The sequence below is a fragment of the Sphingobacterium endophyticum genome (assembly GCF_009733535.1).
Lineage (GTDB): Bacteria > Bacteroidota > Bacteroidia > Sphingobacteriales > Sphingobacteriaceae > Sphingobacterium > Sphingobacterium endophyticum.
On sequence record NZ_SMMI01000003.1, the window covers coordinates 127,387 to 150,693 of the forward strand.

Annotated in this window: 20 protein-coding genes; 16 read left to right on the top strand and 4 right to left on the bottom strand. The window is 36.5% G+C overall.

All coding sequences use genetic code 11. From position 1 onward, the window contains the following. Window position 1 precedes the first annotated feature (1 nt). The 7 genes from E0Y80_RS03555 (at window position 2) to E0Y80_RS03585 (ending at window position 8,208) form a co-directional block, all read left to right on the top strand. Complete coding sequence (locus tag E0Y80_RS03555) at window positions 2–1,606, top strand: complex I subunit 4 family protein (protein WP_156306039.1); 1,605 nt, start codon at window positions 2–4, stop codon at window positions 1,604–1,606. An 11-nt stretch (window positions 1,607–1,617) separates the two neighbouring features. After that, entirely contained in the window at window positions 1,618–3,117 is a 1,500-nt protein-coding gene (locus E0Y80_RS03560; protein WP_156306040.1) for an NADH-quinone oxidoreductase subunit N, read from the top strand. A 448-nt stretch (window positions 3,118–3,565) separates the two neighbouring features. Next, window positions 3,566–4,171 carry a DUF4254 domain-containing protein gene (locus E0Y80_RS03565; RefSeq protein ID WP_156306041.1) on the top strand — a complete coding sequence of 202 codons (606 nt, stop codon included), beginning with the start codon at window positions 3,566–3,568 and terminating at the stop codon, window positions 4,169–4,171. Between the two features lie 7 nt (window positions 4,172–4,178). Further along, the gene (locus E0Y80_RS03570; protein WP_156306042.1) at window positions 4,179–5,198 is read left to right on the top strand and encodes a glycosyltransferase family 9 protein; all 1,020 of its coding nucleotides are present in this window, start codon (window positions 4,179–4,181) and stop codon (window positions 5,196–5,198) included. A 52-nt stretch (window positions 5,199–5,250) separates the two neighbouring features. Further along, window positions 5,251–6,489: a glycosyltransferase gene (locus E0Y80_RS03575; RefSeq protein WP_156306043.1), complete on the top strand. Its 1,239-nt coding sequence runs from the start codon at window positions 5,251–5,253 to the stop codon at window positions 6,487–6,489. 89 nt (window positions 6,490–6,578) lie between these two features. Beyond that, a complete protein-coding gene (locus E0Y80_RS03580) occupies window positions 6,579–7,391 on the top strand; it encodes a glycosyltransferase family 2 protein (protein ID WP_156306044.1) in 813 nt (270 codons plus the stop codon). A gap of 7 nt (window positions 7,392–7,398) precedes the next feature. Next, window positions 7,399–8,208: a glycosyltransferase family 2 protein gene (locus E0Y80_RS03585; protein ID WP_156306045.1), complete on the top strand. Its 810-nt coding sequence runs from the start codon at window positions 7,399–7,401 to the stop codon at window positions 8,206–8,208. Here the strand turns inward: E0Y80_RS03585 and E0Y80_RS03590 are convergent. Both E0Y80_RS03590 and E0Y80_RS03595 read right to left on the bottom strand, forming a co-directional pair. Then, window positions 8,205–8,858 carry a glycosyltransferase gene (locus tag E0Y80_RS03590; protein WP_197091475.1) on the bottom strand — a complete coding sequence of 218 codons (654 nt, stop codon included), beginning with the start codon at window positions 8,856–8,858 and terminating at the stop codon, window positions 8,205–8,207. The two genes, E0Y80_RS03585 and E0Y80_RS03590, sit on opposite strands and share 4 nt — an antisense overlap. A gap of 19 nt (window positions 8,859–8,877) precedes the next feature. Beyond that, window positions 8,878–10,071: a glycosyltransferase family 2 protein gene (locus tag E0Y80_RS03595; protein WP_156306047.1), complete on the bottom strand. Its 1,194-nt coding sequence runs from the start codon at window positions 10,069–10,071 to the stop codon at window positions 8,878–8,880. Window positions 10,072–10,235: 164 nt separating this feature from the next. Here E0Y80_RS03595 and E0Y80_RS03600 point away from each other — a divergent pair, with 164 nt between their 5' ends. The 4 genes from E0Y80_RS03600 to E0Y80_RS03615 all read left to right on the top strand — a co-directional run bounded on the left by E0Y80_RS03600 (window position 10,236) and on the right by E0Y80_RS03615 (window position 15,153). Then, complete coding sequence (locus E0Y80_RS03600) at window positions 10,236–10,721, top strand: SixA phosphatase family protein (protein WP_156306048.1); 486 nt, start codon at window positions 10,236–10,238, stop codon at window positions 10,719–10,721. 22 nt (window positions 10,722–10,743) lie between these two features. After that, on the top strand, window positions 10,744–12,753 hold the full coding sequence (locus tag E0Y80_RS03605; protein ID WP_156306049.1) for a thioredoxin domain-containing protein: 2,010 nt from the start codon (window positions 10,744–10,746) through the stop codon (window positions 12,751–12,753). A 21-nt stretch (window positions 12,754–12,774) separates the two neighbouring features. After that, window positions 12,775–13,275 (top strand): FKBP-type peptidyl-prolyl cis-trans isomerase, encoded by a 501-nt coding sequence (locus E0Y80_RS03610; RefSeq protein WP_156306050.1) that lies wholly within the window; start codon window positions 12,775–12,777, stop codon window positions 13,273–13,275. A gap of 414 nt (window positions 13,276–13,689) precedes the next feature. Continuing rightward, complete coding sequence (locus E0Y80_RS03615; RefSeq protein WP_156306051.1) at window positions 13,690–15,153, top strand: sulfatase family protein; 1,464 nt, start codon at window positions 13,690–13,692, stop codon at window positions 15,151–15,153. Window positions 15,154–15,156: 3 nt separating this feature from the next. Here E0Y80_RS03615 and mnmD read toward each other — a convergent pair whose 3' ends face one another. Beyond that, the gene (mnmD, locus tag E0Y80_RS03620) at window positions 15,157–15,822 is read right to left on the bottom strand and encodes a tRNA (5-methylaminomethyl-2-thiouridine)(34)-methyltransferase MnmC2 (RefSeq protein ID WP_156306052.1); all 666 of its coding nucleotides are present in this window, start codon (window positions 15,820–15,822) and stop codon (window positions 15,157–15,159) included. 60 nt (window positions 15,823–15,882) lie between these two features. On the opposite strand from mnmD, the gene E0Y80_RS03625 reads away from it, so the two are divergent. The 5 genes from E0Y80_RS03625 to E0Y80_RS03645 all read left to right on the top strand — a co-directional run bounded on the left by E0Y80_RS03625 (window position 15,883) and on the right by E0Y80_RS03645 (window position 22,814). Then, window positions 15,883–17,115 (top strand): dicarboxylate/amino acid:cation symporter, encoded by a 1,233-nt coding sequence (locus tag E0Y80_RS03625; protein ID WP_156306053.1) that lies wholly within the window; start codon window positions 15,883–15,885, stop codon window positions 17,113–17,115. A gap of 283 nt (window positions 17,116–17,398) precedes the next feature. Then, window positions 17,399–17,818, top strand: coding sequence for a cytochrome c maturation protein CcmE domain-containing protein (locus E0Y80_RS03630; protein ID WP_156306054.1), 420 nt, complete (start codon window positions 17,399–17,401; stop codon window positions 17,816–17,818). 22 nt (window positions 17,819–17,840) lie between these two features. Further along, a complete protein-coding gene (ccsA, locus tag E0Y80_RS03635; RefSeq protein ID WP_156306055.1) occupies window positions 17,841–20,309 on the top strand; it encodes a cytochrome c biogenesis protein CcsA in 2,469 nt (822 codons plus the stop codon). Continuing rightward, window positions 20,309–21,082 (top strand): Rossmann-like and DUF2520 domain-containing protein, encoded by a 774-nt coding sequence (locus E0Y80_RS03640; protein WP_156306056.1) that lies wholly within the window; start codon window positions 20,309–20,311, stop codon window positions 21,080–21,082. Before ccsA ends, E0Y80_RS03640 begins: the two co-directional genes overlap by 1 nt. 178 nt (window positions 21,083–21,260) lie before the next feature. Next, window positions 21,261–22,814, top strand: coding sequence for an FMN-binding glutamate synthase family protein (locus E0Y80_RS03645; RefSeq protein ID WP_156306057.1), 1,554 nt, complete (start codon window positions 21,261–21,263; stop codon window positions 22,812–22,814). A 4-nt stretch (window positions 22,815–22,818) separates the two neighbouring features. Here E0Y80_RS03645 and E0Y80_RS03650 read toward each other — a convergent pair whose 3' ends face one another. Continuing rightward, window positions 22,819–23,262, bottom strand: coding sequence for a MarR family winged helix-turn-helix transcriptional regulator (locus E0Y80_RS03650; RefSeq protein ID WP_197091476.1), 444 nt, complete (start codon window positions 23,260–23,262; stop codon window positions 22,819–22,821). Window positions 23,263–23,307: the final 45 nt, after the last annotated feature.

Below are 23,307 nucleotides of genomic sequence, written 5' to 3' on the forward strand. Positions count from 1 at the left end.
GATGGGTGCATTATCCTTGCTTATATTTCTTCCCATGATTGCTGTAATAGGTATCCTATTGCTACCAAACCGTATGGGTCATAGTTTTAAATATTTAGCATTACTAGCTACAGTCCTTCAATTTGGGTTAGCTGGTTACCTTTATATAAATTTTAATGGTTCAGCAGGAGCCTTTAGTGAAGTATCGACGTACCAATATGTGGAACAATTACCATGGATCAGGTTGGATTTGGGTTCATTAGGAAAATTAGAAGTCGATTACTTTCTCGGGGTTGATGGTTTTTCTCTTCCCTTACTCCTATTGAGTGCGTTTGTGATGTTGATGGCAGTGGGCGCATCTTGGAATATAGAAAAAAGTAAGAAGGGTTATTTTGCTTTATTGATGCTTCTCAATACTGCTGTTATGGGTATTTTCTGTGCATTGGATTTCTTCTTATTCTATGTGTTTTATGAGGTGATGTTGTTGCCGTTATACTTCTTAATCGGCATTTGGGGAGGAGCAAGGCGAGAATATGCCGCAATTAAATTCTTCATTTATACGTTGTTTGGATCGGTATTTATGCTTTTGGTCATTGTTGGGCTCTATTTTTCAGTTCAAAACCCCAACACAGGAGCACATACCTTTAATATGCTTTATATGATGAATCCTGAGAATTATGTTCCAGGATCATTTTTCGATTTCTTAGGCAATGCAAATGAAATATTTGGGATTCCGGCTAGGATGATTGGCTTTATAGTTTTATTTGTCGCATTCGCCATCAAGATTCCAATTGTTCCTCTACATACTTGGCTACCGGATGCACACGTTGAAGCTCCAACTCCTGTTTCAATTATATTAGCGGGTATATTGTTAAAAATTGGTGGTTATGGAGTTATTCGCATATGCTTGGGAATTTTCCCAGACGCCGCAGCGGATGCAAACTGGTGGTTAGGATTGATTGGCGTTGTTTCCATAATCTATGGTGCACTGAATGCTCTGGCCCAGACCGACCTTAAACGATTGATTGCCTACTCTTCTGTTTCGCACATGGGATTTGTCCTTTTAGGTATTTCTTCATTAACAGCAGAGGGTATTTCTGGAGCCATGTTTCAAATGTTAAGCCACGGGTTCCTATCAGCAGCTTTATTCTTCCTAGTTGGGGTTGTATATGATCGCGTACATGACCGTTACATTTATAATTTTCGAGGATTGGCGAGTATTATGCCAAAATATACTGCATACGTCGCTATTGCTTTTTTTGCCTCATTAGGACTTCCTGGATTTTCCGCATTTATAGGAGAAGCCTTTGTTATTATAGGAACATTCAATGCTGAAAGCATGAATACAGGAATACCACGTTGGATGGCGATCTTTGGTTCCCTAGGAATTTTATTAAGCGCCGCATACTTCCTTTGGACCTTACAACGCATGTTTTTCGGTACAACACGTTTGAAAGGTGGTGAAGAATGGGTCAAGGAACTCAAGGATGTCAATATCAGAGAACAGATTATCCTATTCCCTACCCTTGCATTAGCGCTGTTATTGGGAATAATGCCATCCTTAGTTTTCGGAGTATTAAATAACTCTGTATTGAGTTTATTGGATTTGGTTACACCATATTTGTAGGGTTAAGATAGATGAACGAATTTGTTTTCCAAGTTTCAGACAGTATAGATCATATCATTAGATCGATTCCTTTATTTAAAGTGGAATTTGCATTATCTTTTGGATTCTTAAGCAGTATTGTCTGTACCTTAATTTTCGATAAGTATTGGAAGCATTCTTCTTTTTTTGTCACGATATTAAGTATCATTTGTGCATTCCTCATTTTAATGACACAGCATGATCAGAGCAATTTTGGTTTCTACAATATGTTAATTGTCGACAAAACCTCCTTTTTCGCTAGAGCATTTATTTCAATAGGTTTACTAATATCGGCCATTTTTCTGCAACAGCATTTTGCGAATAAAGAGTTTAAAAAGCGGAAAGGAGACCTCTATAGTATCTTACTTGCTGCAGGTATAGGGTTAAATCTGTTTTCAATGACAACGCATTGGCTTATGGCCTTTATAGCGATTGAGATGGTTTCAATCTGTTCCTATATCATGGTTGGATACTTTTCTGAAAACAAAAAACAAGCAGAAGCAGCAATGAAATATGCGTTATTTGGATCAGCATGTTCCGCTGTCATGCTTTATGGACTTTCGCTAATTTATGGGTTTACGGGCGATTTAAATTTTGCGAGTCCAAAACATATTCAAGGGTTGATTGCTGCTCCAGAAGTAATGGTCAGTATAGCTATTTTATTTGTTTTTACAGGAATAGGTTTTAAATTAAGTTTTGTGCCGTTCCATCTGTGGGCACCCGACGTATATGAAGGGGCTCCAACACCAGTTACCGCTTTTCTTTCTACTGTTCCTAAAATAGCCGCCATTGTCCTTCTAAGCAGGTTGGCTTCAGCATGGATCAGTACACCGTTCTACTTTAGTGAACTTACTTTTATGTTTATCTCCTTTGTTTCAATTGTCACCATGTTGGCAGGTAATTTAATTGCCCTGAGACAAACGGATATAAAGAGAATGATGGCATATTCTTCCATAGGCCATACTGGTTTTCTTATGATGGCTATCATCGCCTATAGCAATGGACAGCAGAATATCCTATTTTTCTATGTACTAGTGTATACCTTAATGAATTTTGCGAGTTTCGCCTTTATAGATGTATTGGAACAAAAACTCGGCAGTACACAGTTAAGTTCATATACAGGTTTAGGAAAAAAGATGCCCATCATTTTCACCTGTTTTTCTATTATCGGTATTTCGTTAATAGGTCTTCCCCCAACAGCAGGATTCATAGGAAAATTATTTGTATTCAGTAGTATCTTCGAAATCTATCAATATGGAGGCGATCAAATATTTCTTTGGCTTCTTATTGTAGGCGCACTAACATCCGTTATATCTCTCTTCTATTATTTTAAAATTCCTTTGTTTGCTTTCTTAAGAAATAATAAGGAGGAAAACATCGAAAACATCAATCCTGCCTTAAGTCCTATGTTGGTAATAGGAGTTATTTTAACCATTTTGGTGGTACTTATTGGGATTTTTCCAAGTGGGGTGTTTGGAGTAATTAGTAATTAGTAGTTAGTATTTAGTAGTTAGTAGTTAGACTGATTGATAGGTGTGTTAATGGAAGGAGACATAAGACAAAAGACATAAGACATAAGAGTCTGGATAGTAGTAAGTTGTCATTAATTGACGATTAAATGGTTTTCAGAGCTTTAGCTAGAGACAGACGATTTTTTTTAAATGGGCGATTTTCGGGGGATTTTTTTGAGGCACGCCTCAAAAAAATCCCCCGAAAATCGCCCATTCTCCCCCATGTTATGCATGTCATTCTTCATCGCAAGATGAAGAAACTATTTTTAAGAAGATGAATTACACATCATCCTATACATCTAAAATTCTTTTCAATTCTTAACGAATTTCAACAAAACTAAATTCAACATAATCATCATTTTCTGCTAATTCAATTGGGATTTCAACGGTCTAAATACTAAATACTACCTACTAAATACTATATTTGTATATGATCTCTTCAACAGCAAATACAATATTTCAGAAGGTAATCGAAGATTACCATGTTCATGATAAGATTGACCAACCTATTGAGAATCCCTATAATCGCGATAGCTTGGAACACTTATTATATTTAAAGTGCTGGATTGATACGGCACAATGGCATATGGAAGATGTAATTAGGAATCCAAATATTGATCCTAGGGAAGGATTATATTGGAAAAGAAGAATTGATCGCCAAAATCAGGATCGTACAGATACGGTTGAATTTATTGACAGTTATTATCTGCAACAATTTGCAGATGTAATAGCATTAGCAGATGCAAAAGTCAATTCAGAGAGTCCAGCTTGGGCAATTGACAGGTTATCCATTCTTGCCTTAAAAATCTATCATATGGAGCAAGAAACACTTCGTACGGATGTTTCAAAAGCTCATCAAGAGTCCTGTCAAATAAAATTGAATATATTGTTAGAACAGCGGGTTGATTTATCTCTAAGCATTGACGAGCTTTTAGAGGACATCAAAGCTGGGAGAAAATACATGAAAGTCTACAAACAGATGAAAATGTACAATGATCCAAATTTAAATCCAGTTCTCTACGGGTCACAGAAATAAATTCAATATGAAGCGAATCTTGGTCACTAGGTTTTCAGCGATGGGTGATGTCGCAATGGTGGCTTCGGTCTTACGTGAATTTCAAGAACAGCATACGGACACAGAAATCATTATGGTTTCCCGTCCGTTTTTTTCTGCTTTTTTTGAAGGTATCCCACGTTTAAAGTTTCATCCCATTGACCCAAAAAACAAGCATAAAGGCATAGCCGGATTATTTAAGCTCTATAAGGAACTCAAGTCCTATAAGGCTACGCAAGTTGCTGACCTGCATAATAATTTAAGGTCCAGGTTTTTGGATATACTATTTAAAATATCTGGCTATACGGTTCAGATTCTGGACAAAGGAAGGGCAGAAAAAAAAGCATTAACTAGGTCGGAAAATAAGATTTTCAAACCCTTAAAACTGACGACAGAAAGGTATGCAGATGTATTCCGTCAACTGGGATATACTTTATCACTTTCACATCAATTACAAAAGCAACACAGGCTCATTCCACCAGGGATGATGCCAATCTTGGCTTCCAATATGAAAAAAATTGGAATTTCTGCTTTTGCCCAACATCCGTATAAAGTCCTTTCAAAGGAAAAAATGGGCGAAATAATCAGAGTACTTTCAGAAATCCCGGTTCAAATTATTCTTTTTGGGGGAGGATCTGAAGAAGCTCAGGTAACTGAGGGTTGGGAAAAACAATTTTCAAATGTTCGTTCTATAGTTGGCCAATATAATTTGAGCCAAGAATTGGATATCATCGCTCATCTTGACCTGATGATTAGTATGGATAGCTCAGGAATGCATATGGCCTCATTAATGGGGGTATCTTGTGTTTCCATTTGGGGGGCGACGCATCCTTATGCGGGATTCCTTGGTTATGGACAAAGTATTGATGACTGTGTACAGGTTGAGCATCCCAGTAGACCAAGTTCCATCTATGGTAATAAAGCCTGTCCATGTGATGGAATTGAAGCCATCGACCTTGTTACAAGTGGAATGGTTGTTGAGAAGGTTAAATTAAAATTAAACTTATAGTAGCGAATTGGCGTCTAATAATCGTTTTAGGAGTCAATCATCAAATTAAAATATGGAAAAGATTTGTTTCTTAGTTTGTCAGTATGGAAATGAGGTAAATGGTGGCGCGGAATATCATTGTAAAATGCTTGCTGAAAGACTAATAAACGATTACCAGGTTGATGTTTTAACTAGTAAAACAATTAATTATAATACATTTGAACCCTATTATAAAGAAGATAGTGAGTTAATAAATGGAGTAAATGTATTAAGGTTCGATTGTAAACCATTTGATCCTAAGGAACACAAAAAATGGCGTAAGAAAACTAAGTTTTCCAGGAAGGTTCGTCGGAATCTATTTCGCTTAGGTTTATTGGAATCTGTAGCAAATCTGAATCCTGTTTGGAATCTTGGAATTAAAAATGAAGAAAAGTTACTTCAGAGCCATGGTTTTTATTCCAAACCACTACTTGATTATTTGGAACAGCATCAGGAGGAATATAAAGCGATTATTTTATTTTCTTATGTATATCCACATACAGTTTTCGGGGCAAGGATAGCTCCAAATAAGACCTTATTAATTCCGACCGTTCATAATGAAGGGGATGTATTTAGATCCGTCCATACGCATGTTTTTACCTCAGTAAAGCATATCGGATTTAATACCGAAGAGGAGCATCATTTAAGTCAGCAGATTTTTGGGAATAAGATGTCCGAAAACAGCATAGTGGCTGTCGGGGTTGAAACCGAATTTGAGAAGGAAGTTCCATTAGTCGAATTGAAATCAAAATTTAATCTTCCCGAACGCTATATACATTATTTTGGCAGGATATGCGGCTCTAAAATGGACAGTCTGATTCCATGGTTCATAAATTATAAGAAGAAATTTCCAAGTGATTTAAAGCTTGTTTTGACAGGTCGTTTATTTCAGGAAAAAATCGAACATGCCGATATTATTTACACCGGATTTGTAACGGATGAAGAAAAAGTTTCTCTAATCAAGAATGCCACTTTGATTGTCAATCCATCGAGGAATGAAAGTCTTTCATTATTGTTATTAGAGGCCATGGACCTCGGAAAAACCGTGTTAGTCAACAGCAAATCAGATGTTCTTCTAGGTCATTCAAGGAAGAGCGCACAAGCGACTGAAGCATATGGGGACGAGCAGGATTTTCATGCTAAAATCCATAAATTTATTTCTGATCCAGATTTAATTGAACAAAATAAAAGCAAGGCAAAAGATTATGTTCAAAAAAATTATTCTTGGCCATTAATTATGGGTAGATTGAGAAAGATAATTGAGTCCATGTAATTCTTTCTCTTGGATACCAAATCAATTCAAAAACATATTTCCACAAGTAATCGATAATTTATATTATTGAGAAATAATTGTCAAACTGCATGATTGTAAAGAACTGTTCATTAATAATAGCAACGTATAATTGGCCAGAAGCCTTACATTTATGCTTACTCAGCGTAGGTGAACAGAGCATTTTACCTAAAGAAATTATCATTGCAGATGATGGATCGACTTCTGACACAAAGGAACTGATTGATACGATCAAAAGTTCATTTTCTATCCCTATTAAACACCTGTGGCAGGAAGATGCTGGTTTTCGAAAGACAATTATGCTGAACAAATGTTTTGCAGTATGTACACATGAATATATCATCCAAATCGATGGCGATGTGTTTCTGCATAAGGATTTCATAAAAGACCACTTAAAAGCCGCTAGACCAAATTATTTATTGCAAGGAAGTCGTGTGATGCTAAGTGACGAATATTCTAAAAAATTGATCAATGATTTAAATGTACACCCCAAGCTTTTTGGAGGAGGTAACAAAAGAATAGAAAATGGTTTCCGTATTCCGGTTTTATCCAATTATTTACTTAACCGCTATAAGAACTCCTACCCTGTTTACTATGCCCGAGGGGCAAATATGTCCTTTTGGAAGAAAGACATCTATGCGGTAAATGGATACAATGAGGCATATGAGGGCTGGGGTCATGAAGATAGCGACTTAACGTTGAGGATGATGAATAATGGGATAAAAAAATCAGTTATTAAGTTTGCTGCCATAGTTTATCATTTACACCATCCTGAGAAAAAAAATGTAGATCAGGAAGGTCGCAATAAAGAAATTATGGAAAAGACTTTAAAGGACAATATTACCTGGACGGAATCCGGCTTGGACCAATATTTAACAAATTAGAATGAAAATGGCGGCACAAAAACCCAGTACTGTTAGTATCATGGTTTCGACTTATAATTGGCCGGAGGCATTGGAGCGCTGTGTACAAACCATTCTTTCGCAAAATCGATTGCCAGATGAAATTCTAATTGCAGATGATGGATCAAAGGAAGAAACAAAATTGTTAGTTGAAAGGCTAAAAACACAATCTCCAGTACCAATAGTTCATATATGGCATCCAGATGAAGGATTTAGGTTGAGTGTAATTCGTAATAAAGCCATTGAAGCAGCTCAATCAGAATATATCATTCAAATTGATGGTGATATTCTATTGGATCCACATTTTATTTCAGACCATTTATCTTTAGTTGAAAAAAATCATTTTTTATGTGGAAGCCGGGTATGGATTGACCAGAAACAAAGTAAAGAGTTATTGGAACAGAAAGGCAGCATAAAAGTGGACCGTAGTAAATTTCCTATGTCTTTTATTTTAAATAGCTTACGATCTAAGGTACTTTCTAAATTCTTAGCAGATCGATACAAGAAAAATCAGCCGGCAATACTGAGGGGATGTAATATGTCCTTTTGGAAGGATGATCTAATAGCTGTAAATGGATACAATGAAAGCATACAAGGTTGGGGATCTGAGGATTCTGAGATGGCCTTTAGATTGATGAACAAAGGAGTAAAAAAGAGGTTTTTAAAATTTTCAGCGGTTGCATATCACCTTTATCATAAGGAAAACAACAAAGATAATTTATCAAAAAATGATCAAATCTTAAAAAGCACTATTGATGAAAAGAAGATTTGGACAGATTATGGCATACAGAAGGATTAAAAATTATTATCGTAGAATTCGTTTTGTTGTTCTTGTTTTTTGATTTCCTTGTTATGAATAATAGCAAATTCATAACCTTTTCCTTTTAATCTTCCGACTTTTTTATATCCTACCAAAACTTCATGAACCTTATTTTTCCATTTAATGGGGTTCGATGGATCCAGTTTAAAAATTCTCATCTGCCAATCCGGATAATTAATATATCCATCTTTATTAATTTGCCAATTCCATTTCTTGATATGTTCGTCAGTAATTCCAGCCACCGTATTTTTGCGAGGAACATTGAAACAATCATATTTGGACTTTAAAGCTAAATAAGCAGGAAGTTTTTTAATTAAGGAATCAGGAATCAATTCATCAGCATCGATTTGGAATAAGTAATCGCATGATGCCATTGGTATCAATTCATTCTTAAATGTTGCAAAGTCTGCATTGAGTTTTGAGGTTGAAACTTTAATCCTATCCGCATATTTGTTCAAGATTTCGGAAACTTGTTCATTTTTCTCTGTAATATCCTGAAGAACAACAACCTCATCCTTATCTCTCAATTTGGGTAATAAGCTAGCTAATAATTGATCTATCTCTTTATGTTCATTACAAACAGTAATTGCGTAAGAAATGGAAGGACGATTGTTAAAAATGTAGGACAAAAAACCCATTATTGGAAAATTAATGATTTACAACAACTGGGAAATTCTCCTCCAAAGATCTGAAGTCATTAACTTCTCCAATTATATTTCCAAAATTAATTTTTTTGTAATTTTTAAACAATCTTTTAAGTGGATTATTATTTTTTATTTCATTTTTCGATATAATATCAGAAAGTTTTTGAATTTGATTGAAATCAGCATGATTCAATTTACTTTGATCTAAATAAATAATAACATCATGTTTCTTTAATTCTTGAATTGGCAATACTCTTTTTTTTAGGTTAATCCTTGTTGTATGTTGATATTTAGAGATATATTGTGCAATATTTGAATCCGTATAGACTTTATGAACAAAGGGTTCGATTTTAAATAATCCCTCAGGAGTTGCATTCTCTACGACGGCCACAACATCATAAGCTTTTCTATACTCTGCAAATGGGTGAAATCTCCATTTTCTGTAGAAATTACGAATAGCAAGAAGGTCAATATTTTTACTTGATTCACTATATTCCTTGGAAAATCTAGATGTTTTACTGACAAAATGATAGGCAATGGCTTGAGGTACTTGCACTAATTTGGCTCCTTGAATGGAGAACCTCATTAACAGGTCAAGATCTTCGCAAAACATTGGATTAAAGGTTGAATCCAAGCCGCCCATACTTACAAGCCAGGATCGTTCGACACACAAAAAGAATGAATGGTCGTTTGTGGGAAATGGAGGTTCTTTTTTCTCTCTTAGCCTATTTACAAATTTGTTAAATGCTTTCTTATCAAATGTCTTAAGATCGGTCCCAAAGTCCTTAATTGTTTTCCAGTCAAAAGAATCATCTGTGAATACAGGAGGTTCAATTAAGGAATAAAATGTTACTGTTCCCGGTTCCCAGGCTTCAATCAACGCCTCAACAAAACCTTCACCTATAATCATATCATTATGAACATAAGTAACCAGCTTTGAAGTGGCTAATTCAACCCCTTTATTATAGGTTTCTGATAAGGATTTGGATTCCTTCCCATAATGATATTTTACGTTGGGATCATTCAAACTATCCAGCCATTCATGTGTACCATCGATACTACCGTAACTGACAAATACAATTTCAACTTTATCGTATAGCTTGCGGATAGCACTGTAAAAAGCTTTACTATATTCTAAATTATTTCTTAAGCCAACTATTAAAGACAGATCATTCTGAAATGTACCTTCTTTACCCATATTTACTGTTTTTCAATGTTTAGATATATCTATAACGATAATATGTTTAATTCCGATACATGTATATCGATTTAGTTTTATACTAAAACTTTTCCTTAACAATTTCAGAACCTTCTATTAACTAAGATTTCGTTATCTTGTAGCCTCACTAATTCGGGAATATCATGGCAACATTATATCTAGTAAGACATGCAAAAGCTGAAGAACATAGCTTTTCAAAAGAAGATTTCTATAGAGATTTGCAGAAAAAGGGAAAAGATAGGGCGCATCGTATAGCGGAGGAACTCAAAGAGATAATACAAATTGACACAAAAACCTTAGCCATTTCATCCACGGCAAATCGAGCCATTCAAACTGCAGAAATCTTTTGCTCCGTTCTTGGATATAAATTGGAAAACATCCAACAAACAAAGGATATCTACGAAGCTCATTTTACAGATATTTTAAAGGTGATCAATAACGTTTCAACTAATTATGATAAATTATTGGTATTCGGCCATAATCCTGGCTTATCCAATCTGACGAATTACCTTAGCCATTCAGAAATTGAACTAGCGACTTCCAATGTTTCAATTCTAGAATTAGAACAAGGATTAACCTTTGAAATGTTGGCAGGAGGAACTGCCAATCTCTTAGGTTTATTAAAATAATAATTAATTACCTTCGTTTACTATGGCAAATAAGTTACAAGGTGAAAATTCCCCATATTTAAAGCAACATGAACACAATCCAGTTCAATGGTTTCCTTGGGGTGAAGAGGCATTAAACAAAGCCAAAGCAGAAAATAAACTAATTATTGTCAGCATAGGTTATTCGGCATGTCATTGGTGTCATGTTATGGAGCGAGAGAGTTTTGAAAATGATGCTATTGCTCAAACCATGAACAAATTTTTTGTTTGTATAAAGGTGGATCGCGAAGAGAGACCTGACATCGATCAGATCTATATGATTGCTGTTCAGCTGATGACCAATTCTGGGGGTTGGCCATTAAATTGCATTTGTTTGCCAGATGGGCGCCCAATTTATGGGGGCACCTATTTTAAGCCTCAAGACTGGCAGCAGGTTTTGCTACAAATTGCTCAAATGTGGGAGGAAAAACCTGAAGGAGCTATAGATTATGCTGAAAGACTAACCCAAGGAATTCAGCAAGCTGAAAAATTACCCATTCAAGAAATTCCAGAGCAATATACATATCAAGACGTTGAAGCTGTTGTAGAACCGTGGAAAGAACAATTCGACGAAAAGAACGGCGGTTATAGGCGTGAACCTAAATTCCCATTACCCAATAATTGGATTTTCTTCCTCCGATACGGTTATTTGAATCATGATCAAGAAATTCTAGACCATGTACATTTTACCTTAAAGAAAATGGCAAATGGAGGTATATATGATCATATTGCTGGTGGATTCGCTCGATATTCCGTAGATGGCAGATGGCATGTACCACATTTCGAGAAGATGCTTTATGATAATGGCCAATTATTGAGCCTATATAGTGAAGCTTATCAGCAAAAGCCCTCCTTGCAGTATAAAAATGTTGTTGAAGAAACAATTTCTTGGGCGGAACGAGAAATGATGGATCCTAATGGCGGATTTTACTCAGCCTTGGATGCTGATTCAGAAGGCGTTGAAGGTAAGTTTTATACTTTCGAGGATGCTGAATTTAATTTATTGGGCGAAGATGCTGAACTGGCTAGGAACTATTACAACATAAAGAAAAGCGGGAATTGGACGGAGGAACAGATAAATATTCCATTTGTGCAAGCAGAGGACGAGCACATTATTTCAGAAGCTGGATATTCTGAGCAAGAATGGGATACACATCTCAAAGAGATAAAATCAAAACTATTAACATACCGCAGTAAAAGAATTCGTCCAGGACTAGACCATAAACAGCTTACGACCTGGAATGCACTATTTTTAAAAGGCCTTGTAGATGCCTTTAGGACATTCCACGAGGACCGTTATCTAAAACTGGCATTAGGTATTGCCAATTTCATAGAAAGCAAATGTTGCCAAAATGGCAGATTACTTCATCAACCGTCAGATAGCAATAGGACTATTTTTGGCTTTTTAGATGATTATGCATTTACCATTGAAGCCTATATTTCACTCTATGAAGCAACATTTGATGAATCATGGTTAAATAAGGCCAAAACATACACAGACATTGCAATTTCGCAGTTTTATGATGCATCTATAGGCACATTTTATTATAGCGGAATTGATGCTGAAGTTCTTATTGCAAGAAAAAGTGAGATCATGGACAATGTCATTCCAGCATCGTCCTCTACAATAGTTAGGAATTTATTCAAACTCGGCTTATTATTTGATAATAATGAGTACACGGAAATTGCAGATCGAGTTTTTGCAAATGTATTTCCACATATTAAATCTTATGGTTCAGCGTATTCAAACTGGGCAATTCAATTACTTGAACTCCATTATGGATTTTGGGAAATTGCCATCACGGGAGAAGATGTAAAATCATGGCGAAAAGAACTTGATCAACATTATATACCGAACAAAATCACATTGGGAGGAACAAAAAGCAGGCTTCCGTTGTTAGAGAATAAAGTCGGTTTGGAATCAAAAGCATACCTTTGTCAGAACAAAACATGTAGTCTTCCTCAATCGACGATTGCAGGCATTATAGAATTAATAAATAATAAACAGGGATAAACTCCCAAAATCTAATTTAGAATGGCAGTAGAAAATAACAATGTAGTAACATTGAACTACGTTCTTCATACAATTGAAGATAACGGTGAAAAAACATTGGTAGAGCAAACAACAACTGAAAATCCTTTAACATTTTTATATGGTGTAGGCATGATGTTGCCTAAATTTGAAGAAAACATCGCTGGATTAAATGCTGGTGATAAAAAATCATTTGAACTTGAGGCGGCAGATGCTTATGGCGAACGTGATGATCGTGCAATTGCACAATTACCTGCTGATATGTTCAAAGAAACTGGATTGCCTCCAGTTGGTGAGGTTCTTCCATTACAGGATAACCAAGGAAATCAATTCCGCGCGGTTGTGGTAGAGGTAACACCAGAAACAGTTGTTGCTGACTTAAATCACCCAATGGCTGGAAAAAAATTAAACTTTGATATCGAAGTATTAAACACTCGTGAAGCTACTCCAGAAGAATTATCTCATGGACATGCTCACGGAGCTGATGGAAACGAAGGTCACTAGTATCTTTGGTTTTATAAAAAAAATGCCGCAGAGAAATGTCTCTGCGGCATTTTTTTTAGACAGTAGACAATAGACAGTAGACATAAGAGCCTAGATAGTTGAAATTAACGCTTATTCCAGACCCTGCGGGTCTGGCTATAGATATGCCATCCCGATGGGATTTTTAAGAAGAGACAAGGAGATATTAGACAGTAGACATAAGAGCCAGAGAAAGTTGTAAAAAAATAATGCAATATCTAATTTTAATAATTTATTCTCTAATAAGTATTGTAAATTGGCTACTGGATAGTTTATATTGCCAACAGCAGAGAATAAAGAGAAAGGAGTCAGTAGTTAAGAATCATTTTGTCAACTTTCTAGAGTCTTGTGTCTACTGTCTTGTGTCTTAAGTCTATCCTCTAAACCCCTAAACCTATGAGAAAAATCTTATTTCTATTCTTAATTTTAACTACTACGGTTGTTTTTGGTCAGAAAAAACAGGAGTTACCTAATATTGTTATTGTATTTATGGATGATTTAGGATATGGTGATTTGGGAGTTACAGGAGCTTTGGATTATCATACCCCTGTTTTAGATAAAATGGCGAATACAGGTATACGATTTACAAATTTTTTGGTGCCGCAAGCGGTTTGTTCAGCGTCGAGATCGGCCTTATTGACTGGTAATTATCCGAATAGGATGGGCATTAGCGGGGCGTTTATGCCAAATACGGGAGTAGGATTACACCAACAGGAAATCACTATGGCGGAAATGTTGAAAAGCAAAGGATATGCAACCCAAATTATTGGGAAATGGCACCTTGGCAGTGAACCTGAATTTATGCCGACCACACAGGGTTTTGACGCTTATTATGGTATTCCATATTCTAATGATATGTGGCCAGTAGGTTTTGATGGGCTGCCTGCAAAAGCGGATAGTTATGTTGCTAAATACCCTGTATTACCCCTATTGAGCATCAAATCCGGACAGGTAATTCCTGATACGGTTATGAAAATCAATAATCTAGAAGACCAATCAAAATTAACAGAAAACTATACAAATCAAGCTGTTAATTTTATAAAAACAAATAAAGACAAACCTTTCTTCCTTTACCTTGCCCATAGCATGACGCATGTTCCTATCGCAGCTTCCAAAAAATTCAGAGGGACCTCCGAGCAGGGCCTTTTCGGAGACGTGATGCATGAGATTGACGATTCCATGGGACAAATATTGCAAGCATTAAAAGCTAATGGAATAAGTGATCATACCATCGTGATATTTACCAGCGACAATGGACCATGGCTGAACTTCGGGAACCACAATGGCTCTGCAGGAGGATTTAGAGAAGGGAAAGGAGCGAGTTGGGAAGGCGGTCAGCGTGTTCCATGTATAATATCATGGCCTAGCAAAATTAAAGAAGGCCGAATTAACAACTACCTAACCAGTAGCATGGACATATTTGCCACCATTGCGGAGTTGACTAATTATTCGGACAATCCGCAGCAAATAGACGGAATCAGCTTTTTAGCTCAGTTAAAAGATCCAAAAGCACCAGAGTCTCGAACCTCCATGTATTATTATTATAATCAAAATGATCTTGAGGCTGTACGATATAAAAACTGGAAGTTATTCCTTCCGCATAAGTCAAGAAGCTATGAAGGAATACTTCCAGGGAATGATGGATTTGGCGGACAGTATAAGGAATTAGAAGTGAAAACCACGGAGCTCTATGATTTACGAAGAGATCCGAGTGAGCGTTATAATGTTATTGATCAAAATCCGGAAATTGTTGAAAAACTATTAGAAATTGTAGATGAAGCCCGTCGAGATCTAGGTGATAACTTAACGAAATCCGAAGGACAAAACCGTCGACCGCTCGGCCGGATAAATAAAAAATAGGATTTAAAGCTTGGTTGCTCTTAGCATTTCACGTTTGCCAGGAGCACCAGGCGCTTTTTCAATACTAAAACCTAAAGCTTTCATTGCCCGTTTTAGATTGCCTGTGATAGCATAGGTAACAAATACTCCATTTGGTTTCAAAAATTGAGTCACATGAGCCAAGGTTTCAGGGGTCCACATCTCCGGTTGATGGATTTCTGCAAAAGCATCAAAATAAATCACATCAAATTGTTCCAAGCTATTGAATTCCATCACTTTCTGATGTGCAATTTCCAAATGAATATTATCCGTTAATTTTATCTTTGAATTCAACGCTTCAGTATAATTCAATAAGAAATCCTTCCAGATATCTTCTGAAATATATTGGTTGTATTCTGATTGACTTACTAACTCATTAGATAATGGAAAGGCTTCAATCCCAACATAATTTAGTCCGATTAAATTCTTTGCACAATAATCTGCTGTTAACAAGAAATTTAAACCTGTACCGAAACCAATCTCCAAAATAGAGGCATTCTTGGCAACATTTTTTTCTAACCAATAACGCAAGCCTGTATTTAAAAACACATGAATACTTTCTTGCTGAGCACCATGCTTGGAATGATAATGCTCTCCTATCTGTTCATGGAACAAAGTTTTTGATCCATCTGCTGTTTTAACGAATTCCATTGTATATTTTTGGCAAATCTAAAATAAAAACAAGTATTTTAGCTTGAGCAAATTACATAAATGAAAGACATCATTAAAAATTATGGAAGTATAATTTTGCTTCTGATAGGTATTACCGTTGGTAGCCTGATTGGAGTATTCTTCCCCCAACTGGTTGTAATCCTGAAACCTATCGGTGATATATTCCTGAATTTACTCTTCGTTTCCGTTATCCCACTCTTGTTTTTTGCCATCTCCTCTTCGATTGCCAATATTGAGGATAGCAATAAATTAGGAAAGACCATCGGAATAATGACAGCAGTATTTATTGGAACCATCATTATTGCGGCAATCGCAACAATTGCTGGTTTGTGGGCCTTTCCAGTAACGGCCATATCAGATGGATCTGCAGTCAATGAGGTTTTGTCGACCAATCCTAATGAAACTTGGGGAGATCGAATTGTCAGGTTCTTAACGGTTGATGAATTCGCTAATCTCCTTTCCCGCAAAAATATTCTTGCATTTGTCATCTTTGCCCTTCTTGTAGGAACAGCTACCCGAAAATCCGGTGAAATGGGAAAACAATTCACGGCATTTCTGAATGCAGGAAATAAAGTGATGGAAAACCTTCTCATTTTAGTGATGAAAGCAGGACCTATAGGCTTAGGGGCATATTTTGCTTATCAGGTAAAAACATTGGGACCTGAGCTGTTTGGATTTTACGCGAAACCTTTAGGGTTCTATTATGGATTTGGAATTATTTTCTTCCTAGTATTTTTCAGCTTTTACGCATTTATTGCGAAGGGTACTTCCGGCGTAAAAACATATTGGAAACATAATATTTCACCAACCTTAACGGCAATTAGTACCTGTAGCAGTTTGGCAACACTACCAGCGAACTTAATAGCAGCTAATAGAATTGGTATTCCAAAGGAAATATCAAGCATCGTTATCCCAATAGGGAATACATTATATAAAAATGGCTCATCAATTTCCTCCATTTTGAAAATTTATGTTGCATTTTCCATTTTAGGATGGGATTTCTTTGAACCAACTACCATGATTACTGCGGTAGGAATTACAGTATTAGTTTCTATGGTTGCTGGGGGAATTCCAAATGGTGGATTTATTGGAGAAATGCTCATGATTTCTCTTTATGGAATTCCAAATGAAGCCGTGCCATCTATCCTCATCATAGGGGCATTGGTCGATCCTTTAGCAACGGTCTTAAATGCAACTGGTGATACAGTTGCGGCAATGCTGGTCACGAAATTTTCTGGAGAACAATTTAATCCAGAACAACCTGAAGCCTAATTATTCGGAACAATATTTTATTAAAAAGCTCTTTTTAGGAGAATAATCCAAAAGGAGCTTTTTCTTTTGAATCATTATTATTACAGTGCATCAGAATTAAGTTGCAAAGTTATATGAAAGGAAAATACCATGATCAAGTTAATTAAATTGACTATCAATACATTAACAAATTACGGGTAGGTAAATTAGAATTATTCTAAATAGTTCAATTTCTTTGCTAAATTCATTCCTTGGAGTAGTATTTTGTAATTTTGCAGTTGGATTATTATTTATTCTAATAAAGATGAAGAAAAGTTCGATCATTTTAATTGTAATTATAGCGATAGCTATTGCGATGATACTTGTGATCTATACCGATTCTAGTACATATTCAACATTTACAGAAGCGAAGGAAAAGAAGACCGAGATTTATGTTGTAGGCGTATTGAATAAGCAAAAAGATTTACATTACGATCCGGTGAAAGATGCAAATCATTTTTCCTTTTATATGTATGACAATGACAGTACAGAATGCCAGGTTGTATTCAATGGTTCAAAACCACAGGATATTGAAAGGTCTGAACAAATCGTATTGACTGGAAAAATGGAAGGCGGTGTTTTCCATGCAAGTAAGATATTGATGAAATGTCCTTCGAAATACAATCAGGATCAAATGGAGGTTATTGAAACAACCTCAACACCTGCAACCGCATCTGTTAATTAACAATTCATTACCTTAAAATTCTATGGACGTAAATTACGTTGGAGAAAATCTACTTCCAGGTCAAATTGGACAGTTTTTCGTAGTCCTATCATTTGGAGCTGCACTATTATCCTTCATTTCCTATTTCTTTGCTACAAAATATCCAGAAGAAAAATCGTGGAAACAATTGGGGCGTATCGGATTTTGGCTAAATGCATTATCCATCGTTGTCATTGGGGCCACGCTATTTTATATTATCTATAATCATTTATTTGTCTATCATTATGCCTGGGCGCATTCATCGATGACCCTTCCAACCCATTATATTATTTCATCATTCTGGGAAGGACAAGAAGGGAGTTTTTGGTTATGGATGTTTTGGCAAGTGGTTATGGGATCAATCCTTGTTTTTAAGGCGAAAAGTTGGGAAAGTCCGGTGATGACCTTTGTGATGCTTTGTCAATTATTCTTAGCATCAATGCTTTTAGGCGTTGAAATATTCGGATCCCGAATTGGAAGTTCTCCCTTCATTTTATTACGTGAAGCGATGGACTGGCCGATTTTAAAAGACCCTAACTATTTGAACATGATTAAGGATGGTCGCGGGTTAAATCCATTATTACAGAATTATTGGATGGTTATTCACCCTCCTACCTTATTCTTGGGTTTTGCTTCGATGATCGTTCCATTTGCATATGCTGCGGCAGGACTTTGGCAAAAACGCTATAAAGAATGGATTAATCCAGGTTTACCATGGGCCCTTTTTGCGGTGATGATCTTAGGAGCTGGAATTATCATGGGATCTTTCTGGGCTTATGAAGCATTAAACTTTGGTGGATTCTGGGCCTGGGACCCTGTAGAAAATGTTTCTATTATCCCTTGGCTAACCTTAATTGCTGCCGTACACGTCATGGTGGCTTATAAGAATACTGGACATGCCTATTTCACAGCGGTATTCTTAGCGATGATCAGTTTTGTTTTAGTGATTTATGCATCTTACCTAACGCGAAGTGGTATTTTGGGAGAAACTTCTGTTCACTCCTTTACCAGTTTAGGAATGTCTGGTCAGCTGATTATCTTCAATTTGATTTTCTTAATCATTATGATCGTCTTATTGGTATCCAGGAAAAAAGAAATGCCTAGCACCAAAAAAGAGGAAGAAATCTATTCCCGAGAATTCTGGTTATTTATTGGGGCATTAGTATTAACAGTTGCTTGTGTTCAGATGATTGCTACGACTTCCATTCCGGTATTCAATGCTTTATTTGGAACTAAAGTAGCCCCTCCTATTGATCCTATTCCACATTACAATAAATGGCAAGGTGCTTTTGCAGTTGTTGTCATGTTATTAACTGCCTTTACCCAATTCTTAAAATATAAAAGGACAGATAGCAAAAAATTCTGGGCTGCAACAATTGCTTCCTTAATATTTGCATTAATCATATCTGCAGTTGTCGTGTACTTTACTCATATCTACACGAACATTATGTTTATCCTACTTACCTTCACCTCAATCTTCTGTATTTTGGTGAACTTGCGAGTTTTAGGAGATTCATTCAAAGGAAAATGGCGTTTAGCAGGTTCAGCAGTTTCGCATATTGGCTTCGGATTATTGTTGATTGGAGCATTGATTGCTGCTGCAACGAATGAAGTTATTTCTGTAAATAATAGTAATTACATTGCTGTTGCAGGATTTGACCAAGTCGAAAAACCTGGAGACAACTTATTCCTTACAGAAGGAGAGCCTGTCAATATGGGGAAATATAAGATCACCTATATTGGCGATTCGGTAGCTAGACCCAATGTATTTTATAAGATTAAATACGAAGAAGTTGATGAGGAAACAGGAAATGTAAAAAAATCTTTTATTCTAATGCCATTCGCGCAAAACAATCCGCAAATGGGAGGTTTAATTGGTACTCCTGGAACAAAACATTTCCTTACCCATGATATCTACACTTTAATTACGGCGGCGGCCTCAGACTCACAGAAACCGGCACAATCTGAAGAACAGGTCGGTTCAGCGGGATTTGAAGAATATGACGAACCGGCAACATACGAAGTAAATGTTGGAGATACATTACGATATAGAAACGGATTTTATGTAATCCAAGGTCTTAATAAAGACGCTAAATTGGAAAACATGCCTAAAGCAGAAGACGATATTTTGGTTGGAATGAAAATCAAAGTTGTTTCAGCTGACGGGAAGGAGTCATTGGTCGAGCCTGTTTTCTTAATCAAAGGCGGCAATACATTTGATTTTTACAAGGACGTTCCTGAACAGGGTCTTCGTTTTAGATTTACGAAGATTATGCCTGAGAAGAACAAGTTGGAATTAATGGCCTATCAAAAACCTCTTCCTGAAAAAAAATGGGTAGTTTTTAAAGCAATAAAATTCCCTTATATCAATTTCTTCTGGTGTGGTACTATCGTTATGACCATCGGTTTTGGAATGGCCATTTACAGAAGAGTAAAAGATAATAGAAATAAAGATTCTAAAGAAGTTGCATAATGAGGATTGTCCTGATTGGAAGCGGTAATATTGCCACCCATTTAGGGAAAGCATTCGCTGATGCAGGACATCAAATTTTGCAAGTATACAGCCATACAATAGCCAATGCGAATGCATTGGCTATTGCTCTTTCCAGTGAAGGGATCAATGAATTAAAGGATATCAATCTAGGAGCAGATTTTTATTTGCTAGCGGTATCTGATCATGTTCTGAAAGAAGTGATAGATTATCTTCCAAAAGATATAACTGGAGTAGTGGCTCATTGTTCAGGAGGAACAGATATTTCCCTTCTATCCCAGTTTAATAATTACGGCGTCATTTATCCTATACAGAGCTTTTCTAAACATAAGGATTTGGATCTTCAGCATACGCCATTTGCTGTGGAAGGAAATAATCCGCTGTCATTTGAGCTTTTGTATGGATTAGCAACTGAGATTTCGGATCATGTATTCCCATGTGATTCTCAGCAAAGACTGGCATTACATGTATCAGCTGTATTCGCAAATAATTTTAGCAATGCTCTTTTTCAGGTTGCTTTTGAATTGTTGAAAGCGCATGATTTATCATTTGATCTTATTCGGCCCATCATCCAAGAAACGGCAGAAAAGGTGCAGAATCATGAGCCGAAGGACGTTCAGACAGGTCCAGCGGTAAGAAATGACAAAACCACGATGTCAACGCATTTCAACTTTATTAGTTCCCATCCTGATTGGCAACTTATTTACCAAAAAATGTCAGACCTTATTATTAAAACAAGAGAGAATAATTCATAAAATTAGGAATTCGGTAAATCGTATTTCTTATTGTTTATTTTTTCTTAATACCCATTGAACTTGCTAATTTTGCATGCAAATAACCGGTTACGTGGTTCTCAGCTTTTATGGCACATTTATAGCGGAACCTAAACTGTGGTAAAATAAATTATAATAAGTTTAGCATAATATTTACATCATGCAGGTAAGAAAACTCATCCTTGGGACTATTATTTTAATCAATTTAATAATCATCTCCTTTGGTATAATCTTTACACCAAAATGGTTCTGGTTACTACTTATACCATTTCCACTTTTAATTATCGCCTTGTATCATAGTTTCCAAACAAAGCATGCGATTTTAAGGAACTATCCATTGGTCGGATATTTTCGTTATTTTTTGGAATCTATCCGTCCTGAATTAAGACAGTATTTTTGGGAATCAGACACCGATGGCAGACCTTTCAACAGACGTCAGCGTTCAATCGTCTATCAGCGGGCAAAAAACCAAAGGGAAACGGTTGCCTTCGGTATGCAGAGTGATCCTCAGGCTGTTGGAAACGAATGGGCTGCTCACAGTATCTTTCCTGTCCATATCGAAGATCATAATCTTCGCACGATGGTAGGGAACAGTTCCTGTAAACAGCCATATAGCTTAAGTGTATTTAACATTTCGGCAATGAGTTATGGTGCGTTGAGCCGTACAGCGATTACAGCATTGAACAAAGGCGCAGCCTTGCAAAACTTCGCTCATAATACAGGAGAAGGTGGTATCAGCCAATACCATATCAGTGGTGGGGACTTAATTTGGCAAGTTGGTACCGGGTATTTTGGCTGTCGTGATGAAAATGGATATTTTGAACCTAATTTATTCCGTGAGAAATCATCCCGTCCATATGTGAAGATGATAGAATTAAAGTTATCACAGGGTGCGAAACCTGGGCATGGAGGTATCCTTCCGGCCGCTAAGAACACCCCTGAGGTTGCTGCGATCCGTCATGTGGTACCGGGAACTGATGTCATGTCTCCACCTGCACACAGCTCATTTAAAACTCCTGTTGAAATGATGCATTTCATTCAGAAATTGCGTGAACTTTCGGATTTTAAACCGGTAGGTTTTAAACTATGTATTGGCGATAAGCAAGAATTTATTGAGATATGTCAGGCGATGCAAGAAACGCAGATTATGCCAGACTTTATTTCCATCGACGGTTCAGAGGGAGGTACAGGAGCTGCTCCATTAGAGTTTACTGATAACTTAGGGATGCCACTTTATGATGCACTAGCATTTGTAACAACGACATTAATCAACTTTGGCTTGAAGAAACATATTAAAATAATTGTTTCAAGTAGAATTGTAACTGGATTTGACATCCTTAAAGTAATTGCTTTAGGTGCCGACGCATGTTACAGTGCTCGCGGTATGATGTTCGCTTTGGGATGTATCCAAGCATTAAAGTGCAACGAGGATGTATGTCCTGTAGGTGTTGCGACGCAGCAGCCGCATTTATATAAAGGTCTGAACGTAGACGACAAATATGTTCGCGTAGCACAGTTCCACCGTAACACTTTACGTGCAACGGTAGAAATCATGGAAGCCTGCGGATTTAATAGTCTTGAAGAAGTCAATGCAGACAAATTCTTCCGTAAAGTAGATAGTCAGACGACCTTAAGCTTCCAAGATATATACTTTAAAAATACTGGTAAATTAGTTAACAATCGAAGCGATTTCGCTCCAGAGGTTTTTGACTAACAGCCTATTTTAAATTGTTAAAAACTATCTCTAAAATTTGCTGGGCTTGTTGCATAGAACCTCTATCAACTCCAGACAAAGCTTCAGAGATAGTTTTTTCTGCTTGTTGCATACACTTATCTTTAATCTTATGACCTTGGGCGGTTAAATAGATTTGATTAGCACGTTTATCTCCAGAACTGCAAACCCGAACCAAAAGCTTCTGTTTTTCCAGATTTGATATCAACCTAGAAACACTAGGTTTGTCCCTAAACGTTAATTTAGCAATATCTTGCTGACTTAATCCCTCTGATTCCCAAAGGTAATACAGTACACTCCATTGTTCAGCGGTAATATGCAATCCACTTTCCTTAAAGTTTCGTTGCAATCGTCTTCCGATTGCCGTAGAAACTCTCCCCGTTAAGAAAGAATAGAATTCACTCGCGTAAGAAATTTCATTTGTCATCATATTCGGTTAAAATGGTAATAAGTTGTTGATGCAATTAAATCATTA